At 63.8% G+C, this 20,899-nt stretch carries 17 protein-coding genes and 4 pseudogenes; 14 read left to right on the top strand and 7 right to left on the bottom strand.

All coding sequences use genetic code 11. The features are described from left to right. Window positions 1–391 precede the first annotated feature (391 nt). Complete coding sequence (locus GXN78_RS39495) at window positions 392–1,426, bottom strand: IS630 family transposase (protein WP_106561526.1); 1,035 nt, start codon at window positions 1,424–1,426, stop codon at window positions 392–394. Window positions 1,427–1,588: 162 nt separating this feature from the next. Then, a complete protein-coding gene (locus GXN78_RS39490) occupies window positions 1,589–2,308 on the bottom strand; it encodes an IS6 family transposase (protein ID WP_106561322.1) in 720 nt (239 codons plus the stop codon). A gap of 219 nt (window positions 2,309–2,527) precedes the next feature. On the opposite strand from GXN78_RS39490, the pseudogene leuD reads away from it, so the two are divergent. Continuing rightward, window positions 2,528–3,179 (top strand): annotated as a pseudogene (leuD, locus tag GXN78_RS39485) (3-isopropylmalate dehydratase small subunit). A 123-nt stretch (window positions 3,180–3,302) separates the two neighbouring features. Here the strand turns inward: leuD and GXN78_RS39480 are convergent. Further along, window positions 3,303–4,118, bottom strand: coding sequence for a DNA-binding transcriptional regulator (locus GXN78_RS39480; protein ID WP_106561321.1), 816 nt, complete (start codon window positions 4,116–4,118; stop codon window positions 3,303–3,305). 123 nt (window positions 4,119–4,241) lie between these two features. Here GXN78_RS39480 and GXN78_RS39475 point away from each other — a divergent pair, with 123 nt between their 5' ends. The 8 genes from GXN78_RS39475 to GXN78_RS39440 all read left to right on the top strand — a co-directional run bounded on the left by GXN78_RS39475 (window position 4,242) and on the right by GXN78_RS39440 (window position 12,929). Next, window positions 4,242–5,234 (top strand): tripartite tricarboxylate transporter substrate binding protein, encoded by a 993-nt coding sequence (locus GXN78_RS39475; RefSeq protein ID WP_106561320.1) that lies wholly within the window; start codon window positions 4,242–4,244, stop codon window positions 5,232–5,234. An 18-nt stretch (window positions 5,235–5,252) separates the two neighbouring features. Continuing rightward, complete coding sequence (locus GXN78_RS39470; RefSeq protein WP_106561319.1) at window positions 5,253–7,028, top strand: FAD-dependent monooxygenase; 1,776 nt, start codon at window positions 5,253–5,255, stop codon at window positions 7,026–7,028. After that, complete coding sequence (locus tag GXN78_RS39465) at window positions 7,028–7,978, top strand: 3-carboxyethylcatechol 2,3-dioxygenase (protein WP_106561318.1); 951 nt, start codon at window positions 7,028–7,030, stop codon at window positions 7,976–7,978. The genes GXN78_RS39470 and GXN78_RS39465 overlap by 1 nt, the downstream gene beginning before the upstream one ends. A gap of 12 nt (window positions 7,979–7,990) precedes the next feature. Next, window positions 7,991–8,779: a 2-keto-4-pentenoate hydratase gene (gene mhpD, locus GXN78_RS39460; RefSeq protein WP_106561317.1), complete on the top strand. Its 789-nt coding sequence runs from the start codon at window positions 7,991–7,993 to the stop codon at window positions 8,777–8,779. 64 nt (window positions 8,780–8,843) lie between these two features. Beyond that, window positions 8,844–9,794: an acetaldehyde dehydrogenase (acetylating) gene (locus tag GXN78_RS39455; RefSeq protein WP_106561316.1), complete on the top strand. Its 951-nt coding sequence runs from the start codon at window positions 8,844–8,846 to the stop codon at window positions 9,792–9,794. A gap of 11 nt (window positions 9,795–9,805) precedes the next feature. Then, the gene (gene dmpG, locus GXN78_RS39450) at window positions 9,806–10,873 is read left to right on the top strand and encodes a 4-hydroxy-2-oxovalerate aldolase (protein WP_106561315.1); all 1,068 of its coding nucleotides are present in this window, start codon (window positions 9,806–9,808) and stop codon (window positions 10,871–10,873) included. A gap of 35 nt (window positions 10,874–10,908) precedes the next feature. After that, window positions 10,909–11,778: an alpha/beta fold hydrolase gene (locus GXN78_RS39445; RefSeq protein WP_106561314.1), complete on the top strand. Its 870-nt coding sequence runs from the start codon at window positions 10,909–10,911 to the stop codon at window positions 11,776–11,778. Between the two features lie 35 nt (window positions 11,779–11,813). After that, window positions 11,814–12,929, top strand: a complete 1,116-nt coding sequence (locus tag GXN78_RS39440) for an alcohol dehydrogenase catalytic domain-containing protein (protein ID WP_106561313.1) — start codon at window positions 11,814–11,816, stop codon at window positions 12,927–12,929. On the opposite strand, the gene GXN78_RS39435 is transcribed toward GXN78_RS39440, so the two are convergent. Next, window positions 12,871–14,586, bottom strand: a complete 1,716-nt coding sequence (locus tag GXN78_RS39435; RefSeq protein ID WP_106561496.1) for an IS1634 family transposase — start codon at window positions 14,584–14,586, stop codon at window positions 12,871–12,873. The genes GXN78_RS39440 and GXN78_RS39435 overlap by 59 nt on opposite strands. 44 nt (window positions 14,587–14,630) lie before the next feature. Between GXN78_RS39435 and GXN78_RS39430 the strand changes: the two genes are divergently transcribed. The 3 genes and pseudogenes from GXN78_RS39430 to GXN78_RS39420 all read left to right on the top strand — a co-directional run. Beyond that, window positions 14,631–14,981 (top strand): DUF6788 family protein, encoded by a 351-nt coding sequence (locus GXN78_RS39430; RefSeq protein ID WP_106561495.1) that lies wholly within the window; start codon window positions 14,631–14,633, stop codon window positions 14,979–14,981. Between the two features lie 202 nt (window positions 14,982–15,183). Then, window positions 15,184–15,723, top strand: coding sequence for a cupin domain-containing protein (locus GXN78_RS39425; protein ID WP_106558006.1), 540 nt, complete (start codon window positions 15,184–15,186; stop codon window positions 15,721–15,723). A 1,161-nt stretch (window positions 15,724–16,884) separates the two neighbouring features. Next, window positions 16,885–17,037 (top strand): annotated as a pseudogene (locus tag GXN78_RS39420) (helix-turn-helix domain-containing protein); the annotation flags it as partial. A 291-nt stretch (window positions 17,038–17,328) separates the two neighbouring features. On the opposite strand, the gene GXN78_RS39415 reads toward GXN78_RS39420, so the two are convergent. Continuing rightward, window positions 17,329–18,240 carry a hypothetical protein gene (locus GXN78_RS39415; RefSeq protein WP_146163087.1) on the bottom strand — a complete coding sequence of 304 codons (912 nt, stop codon included), beginning with the start codon at window positions 18,238–18,240 and terminating at the stop codon, window positions 17,329–17,331. A gap of 154 nt (window positions 18,241–18,394) precedes the next feature. Next, window positions 18,395–18,773: pseudogene (locus GXN78_RS41795) on the bottom strand (hypothetical protein); the annotation flags it as partial. A gap of 51 nt (window positions 18,774–18,824) precedes the next feature. Between GXN78_RS41795 and GXN78_RS39410 the strand changes: the two are divergent. Both GXN78_RS39410 and GXN78_RS39405 read left to right on the top strand, forming a co-directional pair. Then, complete coding sequence (locus tag GXN78_RS39410) at window positions 18,825–19,070, top strand: hypothetical protein (RefSeq protein ID WP_106558004.1); 246 nt, start codon at window positions 18,825–18,827, stop codon at window positions 19,068–19,070. A 138-nt stretch (window positions 19,071–19,208) separates the two neighbouring features. Continuing rightward, a complete protein-coding gene (locus tag GXN78_RS39405) occupies window positions 19,209–20,147 on the top strand; it encodes an AraC family transcriptional regulator (RefSeq protein WP_106558003.1) in 939 nt (312 codons plus the stop codon). Window positions 20,148–20,178: 31 nt separating this feature from the next. On the opposite strand, the pseudogene GXN78_RS42345 reads toward GXN78_RS39405, so the two are convergent. After that, window positions 20,179–20,292: pseudogene (locus GXN78_RS42345) on the bottom strand (DUF3363 domain-containing protein); the annotation flags it as partial. Between the last annotated feature and the right edge of the window lie 607 nt (window positions 20,293–20,899).

Raw genomic sequence — 20,899 nt, 5'->3', positions numbered from 1 at the left:
CATCATCGTTTGCGAGTCTCGCCCGCCTCGATGGCTCGCAGTTGCGATGGGGTGCACTGATCGCGCAGGATCGTTTCAATCGCCGCAGCAAACATTGATCTTGGTTCTTCAACGCAGGCCCAGGCCTCGCACAATTACTCCGCGAAGGATCTCGCGGATGCCACGCAAGGAGAATGTGAGAAGACCGGACCAGGTGGCTGGCTGAGCCGGGCCGGGCACGCAGCAGCTCAAAGTCAGGCGGCACCGCGGGGTCTGCCACCAGCGCTCCGATGTGATGCAGTCTCCATCCGACGGAAGCCTGGGATCCGCCGGCGACACGAGCGGCGCCTGCGATGTTGTGGCAAACGAGTCGGAATGATCGAAAAAGCGGACTCACTTGTCTGATAGTTACTCAGCAGTCGGAAATATAGGCGACAGAGGGCGCTTCGAAGAATGATCGAACAAGCCGGCGATTCTTCTGCATGTTGCGCAGTTGCTGGTCGACGCGGATTTCGAGTTTCTCGCCAGCTCGCAATGGGTTGCGAGCCACGCCGGTACGTTTGACGTGACTCCAGACCAGTTCGTCCGGGTTCAGGTCCGGTGCGTAGCCCGGCAGAATGTGCATGCTCAGCTTGCCCTGAGTGGATTCGATGTACTCGCGCACGTTGGCTTTCTTGTGGGCCGGCAATCCGTCGACCACCAAGTGCACCGGCTTGCTGCGACCCTTCATCATCTTCTTGAGCAATTCGATGAACAGTTCGGCATTGAGCGCACCCTGGTAAGTCGCAAACCAGAATCCACCCCTGGCGTTGACGGCCGATGCCGCGGAGATCGACTGGCGTTGGCCGGGCCGCTCGATAACCGGGGTCTTGCCCATGGGCGCCCAGGTCTTGCCGTGCACGGTGTCAGCCCGAAAGCCCGATTCGTCCCAGAAGTAGACGTCGGCACCACTTTGCCTCGCAGCCGTGGCGATGCCGGGGTAGGTTTCACGCTGCCAGCGCTCGATGGCTTGAGGATCGCGTTGGTAGGCGCGTTGCAGCGGCTTTTGCGGGGTCAGTCCGAGCTTGGCCAGCAACGCACCGACTGCGGTCACCCCCATATTCACGCCGAACTTCTGCTCGATCAGCGCCACGACAATGGCGCGTGTCCACAGCCCAAAGTCCAGTCCGTACTGTCGCGGGTCGCGCCCATTGATCCAACGAAATATTTGGCGCTCTTGCGCGGCACTCAGCGTCCGCGGTCGCCCGGTGCCGCGCGTGCCGCGCAATGCCTTGAGTCCCTTGCCTCGACCCGACGAGGCCTTCAGCCATTTGTAGATGGTTGTGCGGCTGAAACCGTAGGCGGCAATCACTGCAGAGGGCTTCTCCCCGTCGCGAACTCGCTCCACCGCCATCAGGCGAATCTCTTCAAGCGTTTTGTGATCCAGCGTGCGGCCATCTCGCTTCATGCACTATTGGATCATCAAACCGATCGCCGCGGTGACTTTTGTAGCCTAAATTATCGACTACTGAGTAATCAGACAAGTGTGGGTAATCCATGAGGTAGGCGGGAACTCTGGTTCTGTCGCGATAAGCCGGTTGAGGCGAGTTGATGCCGGAATCGGTCCGGGTCAATGGACGGCGAGACTGTAGAAGTGGTCGGCATGTGCAAATGCCAGGCCACCGGGGCAGCGCAACTGCCCCTTCTTGATCATGTGCATGGTCTCGATGCCAGCGATCAGGCGGCCAGCACAGTGAAAGGACTTGAATCCCATCATCGGCCGGATTCTGCGCTTGACGCTACGATGGTCCTGCTCGACAAGATTGTTCAAGTACTTGGACTGCCGTAGTTCAATCGTGACGCCGCTATCGGCGATCAGACCACGCACGGCGGCGGTGTTGGCACCTCTCTTGTCTATGGTGATCTTCTCGGGCAAGTCGTGCTGCCCGATGGCGCGCTCAAAGAACCGACGTGCGGCCGCTACGTCACGGCGGGCGGTCAGAAGGAAGTCGACGGTCTGGCCCAGGCGATCGACGGCTCGGTACAGATACTTCCACTGGCCGCCCACGAGCACGTAGGTCTCGTCGACGCGCCATGAGCGCCCCACCGGGTGCTTGCGCCGACGAAACACCTTGGCCAATACGGGCAGCATCTTCAATGACCAGCGGTGGACGGTGGCGTGGTCGACCAGCACACCGCGCTCTGCCATCATCTCGTCAAGGTTGCGCAAGCTCAACTGATACGCCGCGTACCAGCGAACGCACACCAGCATGAGTTCAAGCGGAAAATGCAGCCGCTTGATCACCCCTCGCAGAGTCGAGTTCTGAAGTTGGACGTGCAGCGGTACCATGGCTGCATTTTGGCAGCGCGGCTTATCGCGACAGGGCCCCCCATGCTGCGGGACGACGGAAGAAGATGGTCTACCTCGAAGGTCCGGGCGCGCTAGCAAGCGTCGAGGTTGATGAAGATCGTGAAAGGCAGCCCGTCTCTGGCTGGTATTTGGTCGCGCCTGTGGCGTTGATGGTGGTTCTCGTCTTGGTTTGCCTCGTTCAGAACGGTCGGTAGCTCGATGGAAAAGCTTTCAACTGTTCATGGCGTTGCTGTACCCCTTGATCGAAACAACGTGGACACAGACGCCATCATTCCGAAGCAGTTCATGAAGTCGATCCGTCGCACCGGGTTCGGGCCGAACCTGTTCGACGCCTGGCGATATCTTGATCCAGGGGAACCCGGCATGCCGCAAGCGTGCCGAAGGCCGAACCCCGACTTCGTGTTGAACCAACTGAGGTACGCGGGTGCGAGCATTCTGGTAACAGGCTCGAACTTCGGATGCGGCTCCAGTCGTGAACACGCCCCCTGGGCACTCCATCAGTTCGGCTTTCGCGTCCTCATCGCGCCTTCGTTCGCCGAGATCTTTCGAAGCAATGTTTTCAAGAACGGGATGCTGGCGATCACGCTAGATCCAGCCATCGTCAGAAAGATGTTGGACGACATCGTCGCTCAGCCTGGCTACGCCCTGACGGTGGACCTGGTTGATCAACGCATCGAGCTTCCGGACGGGGGGGGCGGTCAGTTTCCTGGTTGCGCCCTTCCAAAGGCAGTGCTTGCTGGAGGGCTTGGACGAGATTGAGCTCACATTGCGTCACTCCGCCAAGATTGCTGCCTTCGAAGCGGCCCGACTGACGCGGCAGCCCTGGCTGCGCAAGGTGCTGCCGAAGTAGCAGGCACGCGGGCAGCGGGCTGAGCCAGCCAGGGCCCGCGGGACGGGTTTCGGCCCGAGCGCGAGGCGTCACCTGCCGACGCCAGGATAAAGGGTTTACCCGTAATCCTTGTCACGATTGTGGTCAACCACGCGGCGAGCTAGATGCCCCTTTGGAGATTTCGTCTGCCAGCGTGCGCAGCAGCGGCACATAGCGCGTGGCGATCTCGCGATCGGTCACGGCGTTGTTTTGCAGAACCAGATTGATCGCGCCGATTGCATGCTCGCCGATCCGAATCGGGAAGCCTACGGCGGTCACACTGGCCTCGGATAGCCATTCGCCTTTGTTCACCGCATATCCGCGCCTGCGCGTCTCCCGGACGACTCGTTTTACATAGGCGCTGTCTCGTGCCATCTCTCCGATGGCGTCCGTACGTTCTTGTAGCAGCGAGAGGGTGGCCTCGCGCTCTTCTTCTGCGCACCAAGTCAGCCACGCTCGGCCGAGCGACGAGACCAGCATGGGGATGCGGATACCGATCGTCGCGCGGTGCTGCGACAGCATGCTGACGCGGTGGGTGGATTCCCGGACGATCATGAAACCACCGTCGGGCGTGGCCAGGTCGCTCGGCCAGGACAGGGCACGCAGATGGGCACGCATCGCAGGTGCGGCTACGCGGTCGATCCAGTCGGCCCCCACGTAGCCCTCAGACAACCGCCTGACCTCGAAACCCAAGGCGTAGGACGCGCCCTCGTCCTTGTGGTGTACCAGCCCTTCAGTCTTCAGCGTCTCGAGCAAGCGCTTGATCGTCGTGCGGTGCAACCCTGTGATGCGAGCCAGTTCGACCACTCCACCGATCCCGCCCGGCATGGCGTTCAAGGCCCGCAGGACCGCCAGTCCGCGGCTCAATCCGCGAACCTCACGGTAGAGGGAAGCGTCCCCGAAGCTTTCTGAAAGGGGCATGCAGCGGGCTCTTCTAGGTGCACTCTGTGCACAGACTATACGGCGAGAGGCCCCGCTCGGACACTGCGAAGCGTACGCAGAACCTGCGACCACAGAGCCTCAACACCCTATTCAGGAGACAAGATGACCATCACTCGCCGTGCCCTGTGCACCATCGCCGCCCTTGGCCTTGCCGCCAGCCCGACCTGGGCGCAGGAGTGGCCTGCCAAACAGCCGATCCGCATCATCGTGCCGTACCCGGCCGGTGGAAATGCCGACTCTGCGGCGCGCGCCGTTGCAGAGGCGGCTTCGGCCAATCTTAAGCAAACGATCATCATCGACAACCGCCCGGGCGCGTCTTCGATCATCGGCACCGAAGCCGTGGCGCGGGCGCCGGCGGACGGCTACACGATCGGTGTGGTATCGGACTCCCACGCCATCAACCACGCGATGGCGAAGCTGCCCAAGGCAGCCGACGTTCTGGGCGCCAAGGTGCCGTACGACGCGCTCAAGGACTTCGTTCCCGTCTCCGGAATGATCATCGTGCCGTTGGTGCTGGTGGTGAATCCCAAGGTGCCGGCACGCACCGTCAAGGAACTGGTGCAACTGTCCAAAGACAGCAAGAGCTCCGGCCTGAACTTCGGCACGATGGGAACCGGAAGCCCGTGGTTCATCCACATGCACCAGTTGCGCGGCCTCACCAAGGGTGAATTCGTCGATGTTCCCTACAAGGGCCTGGCGCCGGCAGCCACGGACCTGTTGGCGGGACAGATCGACACGATGGTCATGCCGGTGCACTACGCGCAGCAGTACATCAAGGCAGGCAAGCTGGTGCCGATCGCCACGCTGGGCGCTCAACGCCACCCGCTGTTGCCCGATGTCCCCACCGTGGCCGAAAGCGGCTACCCGGTACTGGCGATCTCCAACTACCTCTTCTTCGTCGCACCGGCCGGGACGCCGCCCGCCATCGTGGAGAAATTGGGCCGCCAGTTCAACGCTGCACTCAAGCAGCCGGCGATGAAAGACAAGCTCGGGATCGCGGGCGACCCGTACCCGGCCGAGTCGGCCGAACTGGCGGCGCGCGTGCGTCGCGACATCGAGACCTATGGCGCGGTCATCCAGGCAACCATCAAGTAATCCATCAGGAAGCACATCATGACCCGACCGGAAGAGTTTCAAACCGACGTGCTGGTGGTGGGCACCGGCCCGATGGGGGCGACAACTGCCCTTGCGCTGGCGACCTATGGCGTGCGCGTGCACGTCGTCAACCGCTACAACTGGACCGCAAATACGCCGCGTGCGCACATCACCAACCAGCGCGCCATGGAAGTCCTGCGCGACCTGGGCGTCGAGCAGGAAGCACGGCGCGATGCGACGCCTTGGGAGTGGATGGGCGACACCCTCTTCACGACCAGTCTTGCCGGACCGGAGATCGCCCGGCTGCGCACCTGGGGCACCGGCGACGAGCGCATCGGCGACTACCTGCAAGCCACTCCCTGCCCGATGATGGACCTGCCCCAGAACAAGATGGAGCCGCTGCTGGTGAAAAACGCCGTCGAGCGCGGCGCGGTCTTCTCGTTCAACACCGAGTACCTGAGCCACGAGCAGGACGACACCGGCGTGACCGTGATGCTGCGCGACGTGCTCACGGGCCGCGAGTACCAGTTGAGGGCGCGCTATCTCGTGGGCGCGGACGGCGCCAAGTCGAAAGTGATGGACGATGCGGGCCTGAAGGTGGAGGGGCAACTCGCGCGTGCTGCCACGGCCTACGTGCTGTTCACTGCCGATCTCACGCGCTACGTGGCCCACCGCCCCAGCATCCTGTACTGGATGGTGACCTCCGACGCCTCGTTCGGCGAGATCGGCATGGGGCTGTTGCGTGCCATCGAGCCGTGGAACCAATGGATCGCGGGCTGGGGTTTCGACATGTCGAAAGGCGAGCCTGACTTCTCGCCTGAAGAAATCAAGCGCAAGGTGCGCGCGCTGGTGGGTGATCCGGAGCTGGAGTTCAAGGTCGACAGCACCTCCGTCTGGTACGTCAACCAGGCCCATGCGCCCGTCTACTCTTCCGGCCGCGTCTTCTGCGGCGGTGACGCGGTGCACCGGCATCCGCCATCGAGCGGCCTGGGCTCGAACACATGCATGCAGGACGCATTCAACCTGGCCTGGAAGCTGGCTTTCGTGGTGAAGGGGCACGCCGGCGAGCAGCTGCTGGACTCCTACACGCTGGAGCGCGCACCGGTCGGCGCGCAGATCGTCAAGCGCGCCAACCAGTCGCGGCTGGACTATGCCCCGCTCAACCAGGCCTTCCGCGACACGGACGCGCCAGATCCCCTCGCAGCGGGAATCGCCGAACTGGCCGATCCAGGACCGGCGGGCGTCGCTCGACGCTCCGCGTTGGCCGAGGCCCTGAAGCTGAAGAACTACGAGTTCAATGCGCAGGGCGTCGAGCTCAACCAACGTTGTGTGTCCGAGGCTGTCATTTCGGAGCCCGACGCAACCGAAGAAGTGTGGAAGCGTGACCCGCAGCTTCACGTCCAGCCCACGACCCGTCCCGGCGCCAAGCTGCCTCACGCCTGGCTGGTGGGACAAGACGGCCGTCGCGTGTCCACGCTCGACTTGGTCGGCAAAGGCAAGGTCTCCCTGGTGACCGGCATTGCGGGCCTAGCCTGGGCGGATGCCGCGAAGGAGATGGACCTGCCGTTCCTCCGCACCGTGGTGATCGGCGGCCCGGCTGCGCAGGACGTTTACTGCAGTTGGCATGCGGTGCGCGAGATCGAGGAAGCAGGCGCGTTGCTGGTGCGACCCGATGGCATCGTCGCCTGGCGCCAGCGTGCCGGCGTCGCTGACACCCTGCAGGCCAGGGAAGAGCTGGAACAGGCCCTGGCTTCCCTGCTGAACCAGAAGTCGCGGGTCTTGGAGACGGCGTGATGGAACGCGCTTTCCTCGGCATCTCGCATTCACCGTTGATGGGACTCAACCCCGTCGCACCGGCGGTGGAGCAAGAACTGAAGGCCGCCATTGCCAGCGCGCGCGAGCAAGTGTTGGCCTTCGCGCCGGAACTCGTCGTGCTGGTGGCGCCGGACCACTACAACGGCTTCTTCAACGAGCTGATGCCGCCGTTCTGCATTGGCACGCAGGCGCGCTCGGTGGGTGACTATCTGACGCCGGCTGGTGACCTCAACGTGGATGCCGACGCGGCGGTGGCACTGGCCACGCGCTTGATGGATGAGGACTTCGACCTCGCCGTTTCGCGCCGCATGCAGGTCGACCATGGCTTTGCGCAGTCGCTGCAGCTCATGTGGGGTGGCCTGGACACGCCCCCGGTGTTGCCGATCTTTCTGAACGCGGTAGCCCAACCGGGAATCCCGCGCCTGCGCCGCTGCCGCGCGCTGGGGCAGGCGATCGGCCGCTTTCTCGACAACGAGCCGCGGCGCACCCTGCTGATTGGATCAGGGGGGCTCTCGCACGAGCCACCGGTTCCGACGCTCTCCCATCCGGACGCGGCTGTTCGCGAACGCATCACCAGTCGCAGCGAGCCGACGCCAGCCGAGCGCGAGGCCAAGACGAAGCGCGTGATGGCCGCAGGCCTTGCCCTGGCAGCGCGAGACAGCGCCATGAAGCCCATCAACCCGGATTGGGACCGTCGGTGGATGGACGGCCTGGTAGGCGGCGCCGCCGGCCTCGATGCGATGTGCGCGATGGGCGAGGACAGCATCGAAAGGGAGGCCGGCCTTTCGGCGCACGAGTCCAAGAGCTGGCTCGTGGCGCGCAGCGCGCTCGCCGTCGACCGGCCGCTGTCCTGCACCGTGCGCCACTACCAGGCCATCCCCGAATACATCGCCGGCTTCGGCCTCATGTTGCTGAAGCAGACCCACTGAACAGGAGACCCCATGGACCCCCGCATCGAACAATGGGCCGAGCGCTTGCGCCAGGCCCAGGCTCATCGAGAGCCGATATCCCCACTGCGCGACGAGCTCGGCGCCGACCCGGACGGCAGTCTCGCGTACGCCATCCAGCAGGCGAATGTCGCCCATGCCGTGGCTCAGGGCCGTCGTGTGGTGGGCCGCAAGATTGGCTTGACCTCCCCGGCCGTACAGCGCCAGCTCGGCGTCGACCAACCCGACTTCGGCACCCTGTTCGCCGACATGCTCTACGGTGATGACGAAGAAATCCCGATCTCGCGCACGCTGCAGCCCAAGGTCGAGGCTGAGGTCGCGTTGGTGCTTGAGCGCGATCTCCCCGCCGCCGATACCACCTTGGTGGAGCTGATCGGGGCCACGGCCTACGTCCTGCCGGCCATCGAGATCGTGGGCAGCCGCATCGCCAACTGGAACATCCGCTTCGCCGATACGGTCGCCGACAACGCCTCCAGCGGCCTGGTCGCACTGGGCGGGGTGCCCACGAAGCTCAACGGCCTGGACCTCAAGTTGTGCGGCATGACGATGCAGCGTGGCGACGACACCGTGTCCACCGGCAGCGGTGCGGCGTGCCTCGGCCATCCCCTCAACGCCGCCGTCTGGCTGGCACGCAAGCTGGCCGCCCTCGGTCAACCGCTGCGTGCGGGGGATCTTGTCCTCACGGGAGCGCTGGGGCCGATGGCGCCAGCGTCCGCCGGCGACCGCTTCGAGGCACGCATCGAAGGTGTGGGCAGCGTGCGTGCGCGCTTCTCCGCAGCATGAACTTCTTCACCGCTTCCAACGCGACCGCAACAGCAGCAGTCGCCACAGCAATCAAGGAACAAGCATGACCCGCAAGCTCAAGGCCGCCATCATCGGTAGCGGCAACATCGGCACGGACTTGATGATCAAGATCCTGCGCCACGGCAGGCACATCGAAATGGGAGCGATGGTCGGCATCGACGCCGCCTCCGATGGGCTGGCACGCGCCGCGCGCATGGGCGTCGCAACGACCCATGAAGGCGTGGAGGGCCTCTCACGCATGCCGGTGTTCGCCGACATCGACGTCGTCTTCGATGCCACCTCGGCCGGCGCGCACATCAAGAACGACGCGTTCCTGCGCGGCCTCAAGCCGGAGATCCGCCTGGTGGACCTGACACCGGCGGCGATCGGGCCCTATTGCATCCCGGTGGTCAATGGCCAGGCGCACCTGGACGCGCCCAACGTCAACATGGTCACCTGCGGTGGCCAGGCCACCATTCCGATGGTCGCGGCCGTCTCTCGTGTGGCCAAGGTCCACTACGGCGAGATCGTCGCCAGCATCTCGAGCAAGAGCGCGGGCCCCGGCACCCGAGCCAACATCGACGAGTTCACCGAGACCACGTCGAAGGCCATAGAAGTGGTGGGCGGCGCTGCCAAGGGCAAGGCCATCATCGTGCTGAATCCGGCCGAACCGCCGCTGATGATGCGCGACACCGTCTACACGCTGAGCGAGTTCGCAGACGAAGACGAGATCGCCGCGTCCGTCGAGCGCATGGCCGCTGACGTTCAGGCCTACGTGCAGGGGTACCGCGTCAAGCATAAGGTGCAGTTCGACCGCATCGAGGCCGATCGCCCGATCCGCATCCCGGGCGTGGGTGCACGCATGCACGGCCTGAAGACCTCCATCTTCCTGGAGGTCGAAGGCGCTGCGCACTACCTGCCGGCCTACGCGGGCAACCTCGACATCATGACCAGCGCCGCTTTGCGCACCGCCGAGTCCATGGCCGAGCGGATGCTCGCCGCCGTGCCCGCCTGAAGGAGACACCTATGAGCCACGAACCCGAAAAGAAGATCTACATCTCCGACGTCACCCTGCGTGACGGCAGCCACGCCATCCGCCACCAGTACAGCGTGGAGCAGGCCAAGCAGATCGCGAAGGCACTCGATGAGGCCAAGGTCGATTCCATCGAGGTCGCCCACGGCGACGGCTTGCAAGGCGGCAGTTTCAACTACGGTTTTGGCGCGCACACCGATGTGGAGTGGATCGAGGCGGTCGCCAGCGTGGTTAAGCACGCGAAGATCGCAACGCTGCTGTTGCCTGGCATCGGCACCGTGCACGACCTCAAGGCTGCCTATGACGCAGGCGCGCGCATCGTGCGCGTCGCCACCCATTGCACCGAGGCTGACGTGTCCAGGCAGCACATCGAGTACGCGCGCCATCTCGGTATGGAAGCCGTGGGCTTCCTGATGATGAGTCACATAACCACTCCGCAGGCCCTGGCGGAGCAGGCCAAGCTGATGGAGAGCTACGGCGCGACCTGCTGCTACGTGGTGGACTCGGGTGGCGCGCTGAACATGACTGACGTGCGCGATCGTTTCCGCGCCTTCAAGGACGTACTCAAGCCCGAGACGCTGACGGGTATGCATGCCCACCACAACCTGAGCTTGGGCGTGGCCAACAGCATCGTGGCGGTGGAAGAAGGCTGCGATCGGGTGGACGCGAGCCTGGCGGGAATGGGCGCCGGCGCGGGCAACGCACCGCTGGAGGTGTTCATCGCAGCGGCCGCGCGCCTGGGATGGAACCACGGCACGGACCTCTACAAGCTGATGGATGCTGCGGACGACATCGTGCGTCCCTTGCAGGACCGCCCGGTGCGCGTGGACCGCGAGACCCTGGCGCTCGGCTATGCCGGCGTGTATTCGAGCTTCCTGCGTCATTCGGAAGTGGCCGCCGTCAAGTATGGGCTGAAGACGGTGGACATCCTGGTCGAACTGGGCAAGCGACGCATGGTCGGCGGTCAGGAAGACATGATCGTCGACGTCGCCCTCGACCTGCTCAAGAGCATCGAGCACGAGCGCATTCACCAGCCGCCCACCATGAGCGAGGCCGCTTGAGCCCCCTTCTTCAATTCGCACCTCCGAGACCCCACATGTCCACCGAAAACACCGCCATCACTGAATCCAACACGAGCCGCTTCGTCCGCATCAAGGAAGGCGACCTCGATCTGCAACTGCACTACAACGACGCCGGCAGCGGCGACGAGACGGTTGTGATGCTCCACGGCTCAGGCCCGGGCGCCAGCGGCTGGGCCAACTTCAACCGCAATGTCGAGCCGCTGGTGGTCGCTGGCTACCGCGTCGTCCTGATGGACTGCCCGGGCTGGAGCAAGAGCGATCCCGTGGTCAGCACCGGCTCCCGTTCCGACCTCAACGCACGCGCCCTCAAGGGCCTGATGGACGCCATCGGCCTCGATAAGGTGCACATCATCGGCAACTCCATGGGCGGACACAGCGCCGTGGCCTTCGCGCTGGCCTACCCCGAGCGCGTGGGCAAGCTGGTGCTGATGGGCGGAGGCACGGGGGGCCTCAGCCCGTTCGTGCCCATGCCCACCGAGGGCATCAAGCTGATCGGTGCTCTCTACCGCGATCCGACGATCGAGAACCTCAAACGCATGATGAACGTGTTCGTGTACGACACGAGCAACCTCACCGAAGAGCTCTTCCAGGCACGCCTGGACAACATGCTCAGCCGTCGCGATCACCTCGAGAACTTCGTCAAGAGCGCCGAGGCGAACCCGAAGCAGTTCCCGGATGTGAGCCACCGGCTCGGCGAGATCGCGTCTCCGATGCTGGTGGTCTGGGGCCGTGACGACCGCTTCGTCCCGCTCGACATCGGCCTGCGCCTGGTGACAGGACTGCAGAAGGCCGACCTGCACGTCTTCAGCCGCTGCGGCCACTGGGCGCAGTGGGAGCACGCCGACAAGTTCAACCGCATGGTGCTGGACTTCCTGGCGCACTGAATCCGAAACGGCCCCCTACTTCCAAGGAGACAACCATGACCAAGATGATGCGCGCCGCGCGCCTGCACAAGATCGGCGAACCGTTCCAGGTGGACACCATCCCGGTACCCGAAGTCCGCCCCACCGACGTCCTCGTCGAAGTGAAGGCTGCGGGCGTCGTGCCGAACCTGCGCAACGTCGTGACCAACTATCCGAAGTGGTTCCCCTTCCTGCCGTTGCCCGCGTTGCCTGCGATCTATGGCCTCGACTCGGCCGGGGTGGTAACCCAGGTGGGCAGCCAGGTCCGAGACGGCATCAAGCCTGGCGACCGCGTGTACGTGAACCCGGGCCTCTCGTGCGGAAGCTGCCTTGCATGCCGGCGCGGCGATCACATCAACTGCACGGCCTACACCTTCCAGGGCTACTTCGGCTTCGGTCCCGGTTCCCAGCAGATCTTCGAGGACTATCCGTATGGTGGCTTCGGCCAATACCTGACGGCCCCGGCTTCCAACCTGGTGAAGCTGCCGGACAGCATCAGCTTTGAGCAAGGCGCTCGCTTCGGCTATCTCGGCACCTCCTACTCGGCGCTGCGCAAGGCGCAGTTCGCTCCCGGCCAGACGGTCCTGATAGACGGCGGGACAGGTACGCTGGGCCTGGGCGCGGTGATCCTTGCCCTGGCCATGGGCGCGGCCAGGATCTTTGCGACGGGTCGCAACAAGGCGCTGCTGGACAAGATGCACAACCTCGATCCGGCGCGCATCGTTCCGATCGCGCTGGGGGCACGGCCGACTGCAGAGATCGTGATGGAAGCCACCGATGGCTATGGCGTCGATGTGCTCATCGAAGCCCTCGGGCCAAACGCGGCGGTTTCGACGGTGCTTGACTCGTTCAACGCGCTGCGCCGTGGCGGCAAGGCGATCAATATCGGGGGCGTTGCAGACCCCATACCGCTCGAGCCGTTCCCGCTGATGTGCCTGCAGAAGTCCTACATCGGCTCACTTTGGTTCACGACCGCAGAGGGTCAGGATATGGCTGCGATGGCGCACGCGGGACTTACTTTCCGCAGGTCGGGAGACGCATTTGCGCGTAATTTCCTGACTGCGAAGGACGGGTCTAGAACGTGCCGGGCGGGACGCCAAGGAGGGCGAGCACTTGGCGCTGCAACTGTGTGAGCTTGAGGTCGAAGACCTGGACGGGGTGTCCGTGCTGAAGCAGATGGTGGCGCTCGGCGAGGCTGAACAGCCGTAGCACCTGCTCGGTGGTGGGGTGCGCGCACTGGCGTTGCTCGGGATAGATGGGGAGTTCTTCGATGCCCTCGCGCGCCATGGCCTGGCGCAGCTCGCGCTCGATGAGGGCTTGAACCAACAGCGCGATGGCGTATAGCGTGAACAGCGCTTCGATGCGCCCCTCGTTCTTGAGGAAGACCGGGGCGATTTCGTGCACGGTCTTGACCTGCTCGAAGCGCTTCTCGATCATGGGCTGGCCCTTGTGGGCCTCAAGGACCTGGGCGGCGGTGAGCGTGCGGTCGTTGGTCATCAACGGATAGCAGCCATCACTCCTGCGGTCGTAGGTGATGGCGTCCTCGTCAATGACCCACTGCACGTCAAAGCGCCGCTTGGTGATCTTGCGGTAGGCGGTGTCGGGGCCGGGGCGACCGCGGCGCGCTTGCTTGAATACATGCTCCTCGCGCACGACGCGGCGCACCTTGAGGTAGCGGCCCACGTGGTGCTGCTCCAGGAGGAGCTTGATCTGCAGGTCGATCTCCGGGGCGCCGCGCAGTCGGGTCTTGGAGGAGGCCAGGCGCCGGCGCAGATCCTCGAACTGCTCGATGGCCGCAGCGATGTTGCGCAGGCGCCGGGCGTGCTGGCGCAGCGTCAGCAGCGTGCTCCAGACCCAGACGATGGACCAGGCCTCCATGGAGGGCAGAGGGGCGCGGTGCACGTACCAGCAGTCGCGCGGCCCGTCGCCGTAACGCGGGTTGGGCCGGTCCCAGACCAGGGTCCATTCGGGCGTGTGGGTCTGGATCCATTCGCGGAACTGCGCATCCTCCAGCCGGTTGCGCGGCATGACGGTGACGAAGCGGCCGCCCGCGCGGTCGATGTGATCCATGTTCTCGCGGGAACAAAGTTTTGAGTCCGCGCAATACAAGAAGTCGCTGCTGCCGGCAATGGCGCGTAGCGTGTTCCAAGTCTCGATGTGGGTGACTGAGTCGCTGGTGTTGCCGTCGGTGCAGCGAAACGCCACGGGGACGTTGCCATCGGCGCTCATGGTGAGGATGAACAGCAGCTGCTTGAGATCGGGGCGGTGCGCTTTGGACCTCCCGTACGTGATCGCCGGGGCGGTTCGCCCCCGGATCTGGCGCCCGCCCGCGCCGCGATAGCTGCCACAGAAGCTGATCGTCGTGGAGTCGTTGTGGAACTCCTCGAAACGCACACCGAAGCGCTGCCCGACGGCCAGGACGAGTTCGGTGAGCAACGCGGTGCGGTCGGCATCGAACAGGTGGTCCAGGGCCCGTCCGAGGCGGTCGTCGCTCAGGTGCCCCATCTCCCGGGCGCTGATGCCGAACATGCCGTCGGCGAAGCCGTGCACCGTCTCCTGCTGACGGTAGATGGGCTCACGCTCGACGATGATGGAGCGCAGCAGCACGCCCAGCGCGCTGGCGTGACTGACGGCGCAACGCCGGTCCGAGGCCACGAAGCGCGACAGCGTCTCGGTCAGCCCGATGCGCTCGATGAAGTGGTTGATCAGGGGCAGCGGGCCCAGGCGCTCGGTGTGAAGAGTGAAGCCTGCCTCCTCCATGGTGGAAGTGGGGGCTTGCGAGCGCGGCATGCTGGCGATATTATTATCGCCAGCAACACACCCGTCAAGAGCCTATGCCGAGTTCAGTCGCCCAACGCATTGAGCAAACCCGCGAGAAGATCGGGCGCATCCGAGCCGCGCTCACCGAGATCGAATACCTGTGCTCCGGCACGCTGCACAAGCGCACGAAGGTGTGCGGCAGGCCGAGTTGCCGCTGCGCCCAGGACCCCTCGGCGCGGCACGGTCCGTACTACGAATGGGGCCACCTCAGGGACGGCAAGCTTGTGCACCGCGTGGTCACGCCCGAGCAGGCCAGTTTGCTGCAGCAGGCCATAGACAACCAACGCCACGCCAAGAAGCTCATGCGGGCGTGGGAGGAGCAGACCGAGCGCCTCATCGACCTGGAAGCACCGCGCCAACCCTGATCTTCCCGGGCGTCAGGAAATTACGCGCAAATGCGTCTGCCGACCTGCGGAAAGTAAGGCGGGCACGTTGAACCTCGGCGTGTTCGAGCACGAGCGCTTCCCGCTTGAAAAAGTCAATGAGGCCCTGGACGCAATTGACCAGCGCGGCGGTGGGTTCACCAACGTCGTGATCATGTATTGATCGGCCAACGAGGAGAACAACATGCACATCCGACGCATCGTCACCGGCCACGATCAGACCGGCAAGTCCATCTTCCTAAAGGATTCCGCCGCGTCTCGGACGACCGAATTCAAGAATGTTCCGGGTTTCGCCACGTCGCTGTTGTGGGAGACCTCGCCCGACGCTTCAGTGCCCGCGACGGAAGGCGACCCGGCGGCCTCTGCCCGCTCCTGGGCCCCCTCACCAGGCGGCACGAACCTGATGTTTATCACCTTCCCTCCCGACGCTGTGATGCAGAGTCCTGGATTCGATCCAGCGGCCGCGGGTGCCGAGTACATGCAGGTACTACCCGGCCTTGCAGAGAGGTTCGAGATGGACCACCCCGGCATGCATACCACCGATTCCGTCGACTACGGCGTACTGATCGTGGGAGAACTACACCTTGAGCTCGATGATGGCGCCACGAAGAAGCTGGCGCCGCGCGATGTGGTCATCCAAAACGGCACACGCCACGCCTGGCGCAATAAGAGCGACAAGCCGGCGACCATGCTGTTCGTCCTTGTCGGGGCCAAGCGCTCCTGATTGCTGTGCAATCCGGAGTGCAGCGACAGCATCTTCGACCGCTGTCGATCGCATAGCTGCCGCTCGGCGATCGGGGGTGGAGGGCAGGAGTGGGTCCGTACCGCCATTCCGGTCCCTGATCAACTCAGTTCGATTGGCCTTCGCCAACGGAGGGTGCCGGCTGCGCCTCAGTTGCCGCTATAGCAATTTCGCCGCCGCGCGCCGGCGACGGGCTATGTCTGCACTGCCTTGACACCGGTCATCCGATGCTGAGATCTGCTTGGCACCAGGATGACCGAAATCGGCCTCACAGCGTGAGTTTACCGAGCGGCAGGGAAGGACGGCAATCGCTGCGAAGCAGGCTGTCGCGCGCCATCCTTTCAGGGGCCAACTGCCCTCCCCCATACTGCATTGCCAACCCCTCACGCTGGTGCGCCGCAGACCCGCACCACCGGTCATCTCGTAATGGGCGGGCATGCTCACGATGACCGCGGGCGGTGGTGGCGGTGGCAGCGGGGCCTGCACCCGCGCCTCCCAGCCGAGCTCCCGCGCCCCTGCCCCAACGCCCTGCGCGGCTTAGAACGCGTTAAACACCGCCGAGTTGGCCGCAGCCTGCCCCTGAGCGTTTTCGAGCGCCCGGATCACGCCGCGCAGGCGCTCGCACTCGCGCTCGAGCGAGGCGACCCAGGCGCGGGCGTGCTGCGCTTCATTGAAAGCCTGCGCGTGGAGGGTGGCGAGCCCCCAGCGGCTCTCGAACCACAGCGTGAGATAAACCGCGTGCGGGGCATTGCGCTGGCCGCGTAGCGCTGCAGGATGCGCAAGCTCACGCCCAGGTGGCGGGCGATGTTCTTGCGCGATTCCATCTGGTCGGCCAGCAGACAGGTCAGGGGCGGCAGCCGTGCGAACGAGGGCGCGAGAAATGGCATGGAGGACCTCCTGCGAGCGGCGAGACGGCGGTGGTGCCAACCCTGCCAGGCCATGTCATTTTGTCGCGCTGCCGTGGCGCCCTCTTCTCCCCTCTTCTCCCCTGCGCGGGCCGGCTTTTCAGGGGGGAGAGAATGAAATGAACATAACAAGTCGATCAAACAAAAATTTGTAGGAGCGATTTAGCAATGTCGTGTTGTAGCCGATTTCAAATGTCGCAAAGTCGCCCGACCCAGGTTCTGGGCTTGGGGTACGGCCATGGCGACACCTGCGGCGACGATCACGATGACGATACGCGAAGCAGACCGCCTCAAGACGATCCAGGCCGTGGTGGATCGAATGCTGCGCGTCGGCCAGGCCGCGCAGCGGCTTGGCATCAGCCGACGACAGGTTGAGCGCATCGTTCAGCGGTTGTGTCGTCGAAATATTCGACGGACTTCGATGGTTCGTCGAACCCAGTTCTCAACCACCAGATCCTCGACGCGGCTGAACTCATGCCCATTGTTGGTGACGAGCACCCAGCCTTCGGCACGGGCGTGAACTTCGATCCAGAGGTCGTTGTTGCCGCTGGGCTGGCCCGTGCTCGACGGTCCATCACGCCGGGGACGTCGCTGCGAAAGCGCCTGATTTCACTCAGGGAGAACCCAAGCGCTTTGAATCATGATCCTACACAGATGGCGCCCGGCCCTACTCCCGCCCTGGCTAGGCCTTGTCGGACCACTGCGCGCGCTCCACTTTCGATACGGTCGATGTCTGTCCACCTTGGACGGACCAGCAGAACATCTTCTTGGCCTTCCTATGGCGACCCGCCGTCGGGAACTTCCATCCCCCTCCTTGATTGATGATTTTCTTTCCGTCCATGGCAGCGTTCGCCTTGAAGTCCTCCGGGAGTTCGGTGGCCACGTCTTTCGTCCCCTCGGCGATTGACACCGCGCAATCCCAACCCGCTACGAACACCTTCTTGGGGTCCTTGAGCGTTTCGCCGTAACAGCACGCGAACATAGTGATGAACGACAGTTCGGCCTGGTCAAGGCCATGCACCCATGGGCCCGGCTTCGTATCGTCGCCCTTGATCTTCACATCCCGTTGTCGCACGTCGTTGGCCGCTGTCTCATCGCGCTCAGCAGCATGACAGGCAATGAAGACAATCTTGCGCAGCATCGGCAGTTTGAGATCCGCCGCAAGGATTCCCGCGATGGCATACGCACCCGTCTGCGCCACTTGGTAATCCGACGCGTGTGCAACAACATAAGCACCGGCATCATCCGCCCCGACCTCCGGCTTCCGTTGAACGGCTTTGGGGAGGCCTCCCGGAGCGGCAGCGCTGACCCCTGCCGCCGCGGGGACGTTTCCGGCTGCGGCGGGAACGGCAACAGGTGCCGGTCGCAACAGACCTTCTGCCCGAAGCCTTTCGTGAGTAGTCGGTGCAGCGCTACGCTCCCAACGCGCTTTTTCCTCAAAGACACCTTTGGATTTGACGTGGTACCAGACAACTGCATCTGTGCCCGGCCTGTCCGAGTACTTCTGGAACAAGCCCTTCGCGCTCTTGAGTGGGGGCCCCAAATGTCCGCCACCACGCTCGAACGATACGATGTAGAGTGTCTTGACCAGCATGGACTCTCCTCGACAGACGGGCAACTGGCCGTAGTGTATCGCTCTATGTCCGTCAACTGTAGGCAACCGGGAATTCATGCGCATTCTTCCCAGTTCGTCGCCGGGTGCGCTACCAACAGTGGACACGGACAAGGGCGAGCCCCGGAAGCCGGGTAACCACGGTGCCGCTCAGGTTGAATCCGTCGACGCCGGTCTCGTCGATCCACGACTGCAGCGTCCGCCACATCTGAAGGGTCGCCCACGATGGCCGGATAGGGCCCCCCGAACTTGAAGCGCTCCAGCAGCCGACCCGCGTCCAGCCTTGCTGCTCGGCTGTGTGCGCGGCGGATTCGTTCGCTTCGTGTTGCCGTAGGCGATCGGTATATCGAGGCCGTAGACCGCGAAGTCGATGTCGGAGCTGCCGGCCTGGAACACCGCCGGCGTGCGCTGCGGCGAAGGCTCGCTGGAGTGATAGCCGTCCACGTTGCAGTAGGGGGCCCTCGTGGCCGCACCTTACGGACCCGCGCCGGCTCGGCAAACACGCGCACGGCCTTGCTCGAGGATGAGGGCGTGGCGCGAACGGAAGCATCAATGGAGACGAAGCTATGAACACGTTCATCCCCGGGTACTTGAGCGCGCTAGCGCTGTCGTCGTTGGCAGGCTGCAGCGCGACCAATCCGTCATTGATGTTTGGCGATACCACGACTTCGGCGTGCGGCTATCGGGTTGGCTCGGAGCACAACGTCATCCGCGAGCAGACCCTGAGCTATGACAGGTCCCAGCTCGGAAGAACCAAGTCAAATGACCCGCCCCTTCGCGGCCGGGCGGACTTCCTTCGCAAATCGATATGAGCATTTTCCAGAGAACCACCAATTCCAGTTAGCCGTATTCCAATGGTTTTCTTGCCTGATCCGATGAAAGATGGTGAGATTTATAGTCACAGGAACTAAGCGAGACTAGAGTGGCGATCGGAGGGCTCGAATACCAACATGACCACTTTGAAATCCGACATCGACAGAACTGACTCGCTCTTGGCTAACTTGGCGCGCGCCATCGACGCCCGGACCCCCGGCCCCGGCGACTTCGATACCCCCATCGCCGGGCTCACGTTTTTTCGACGCGAAGCACCAGCGGCCCCGGCGGTTTGCATGGTCGAGCCCAGCGTCGTGCTAGTCGCCCAGGGCGCCAAGCAACTGTGGCTGGGCGGTGACGCCTATCGCTACGACACCTCGTGCTTTCTGATCACCTCGCTGGATCTGCCGGCCGATTCAGAAGTGGTGGTGGCGAGCTCCGAAGCGCCGTGCCTCGGGCTGACGCTCAAGCTCGACCTACGGGTCGTAGCGGAACTGATCGCCCAAGGCAGCCTGCCGCCAAGTCGCAATCGCGCTGTCGGCACAAGCGTGGGCATTGGTGAGGCGACGGCCGCCATCTTGCGCCCATTCGACAGATTGCTTGCGCTGCTAGACGAACCGGAGGCGATCCCAGCACTCGCGTCGCTGATCCAGCGGGAGATCCACTACCGACTTCTGACGAGCGATCAGGCGCCCAAGTTGCGGCAGATTGCTTCCATCGACGGTCACGGCTATCGGATTGCAAAGGCCATCGACTGGCTCAAGCTGAACTACGCCTTGCCGCTTCGCGTCGAGGAACTCGCCACCCGTGTACAGATGAGCACGCCGACGTTTCATCTGCACTTCCGCCAACTGACCGCTATGAGTCCCTTGCAGTACCAGAAGTGGCTGCGGTTGAACGAGGCAAAGCGATTGATGTTGAACGAGCACCTGGACGTTTCGAGGGCGGCGTTCAAGGTAGGCTACGAAAGCCCCTCGCAGTTCAGCCGAGAATACGGCCGTTTGTTCGGCGTCGCTCCCAAACGAGACATTGCGACGTTGCGGGAACAGGCCGATGGCGCCAGTGTGCAGAAGTGACGTTCAGGCCGTCCGCCTAACCGCGAAAGCGCTATCCAATCGACAGCCCCTTCCGCCTTCCGATCTGGCATGACACTTCGCCGGCGCGCACCGTCGCGGCGAGAGGTTGCCCCAACCGCTGCTCGATCACCGGCTTCCTTGGCACCCAGCACGAAGCCACTTGCACACTCGAAAACACGCCGCCTGGATGCCTGTTTGCCGCCTCGACAGCGTCAGGATCGAAGCCGCGGCAGATGTCCGTCCTGCCGTAACCAAGATCCGTGCCGAGGTCAGGTCGGCATTGCGTCGCCGCATCGAGCAAGATGTTCGACAAAGGGTGTTGCCACACGACGTGGACACGGAAGGGCTCGCTGTTCTCGTGTTCGCAGTCGTCCATGGGCTGTCGACGCTTGGACGGGTTCGGGTGTCTCGCCCGCCGCGATCACCTTGTCAGGATCAACGAACACACTCAAGGATATCGAGCCCCGAGGCAAGCAGCTCGAGGCCCCCCAAAGGCTTTCCGCACCTTCGCGAACGTCATCTCGGGTCCCGCCAAGATCCGGCAGCTGCCTAGGCCGGCCAATGTCACTGGCGAATGGTCGATACGCACCACGACACGAGCGGCGCGAAAATGGAAGGGCAGGTCAGCCCTTGTGTTGAGCAGCGGCTCCATCGGACACGGTGAAGTCGGCCTCCTCTATGACCATGACGCGTCCGTCAAGTTGATCTAGCCAGGCTGAACGCCATCGTGAGTGAGAAGCGTGCCGTCGCGT

The organism is Variovorax sp. WS11 (genome assembly GCF_010499245.1).
Classification (GTDB): Bacteria; Pseudomonadota; Gammaproteobacteria; order Burkholderiales; family Burkholderiaceae_C; genus Variovorax.
Note: the sequence above shows the minus strand (reverse complement) of the source record. Positions and strands in the feature narration are given on the sequence as shown.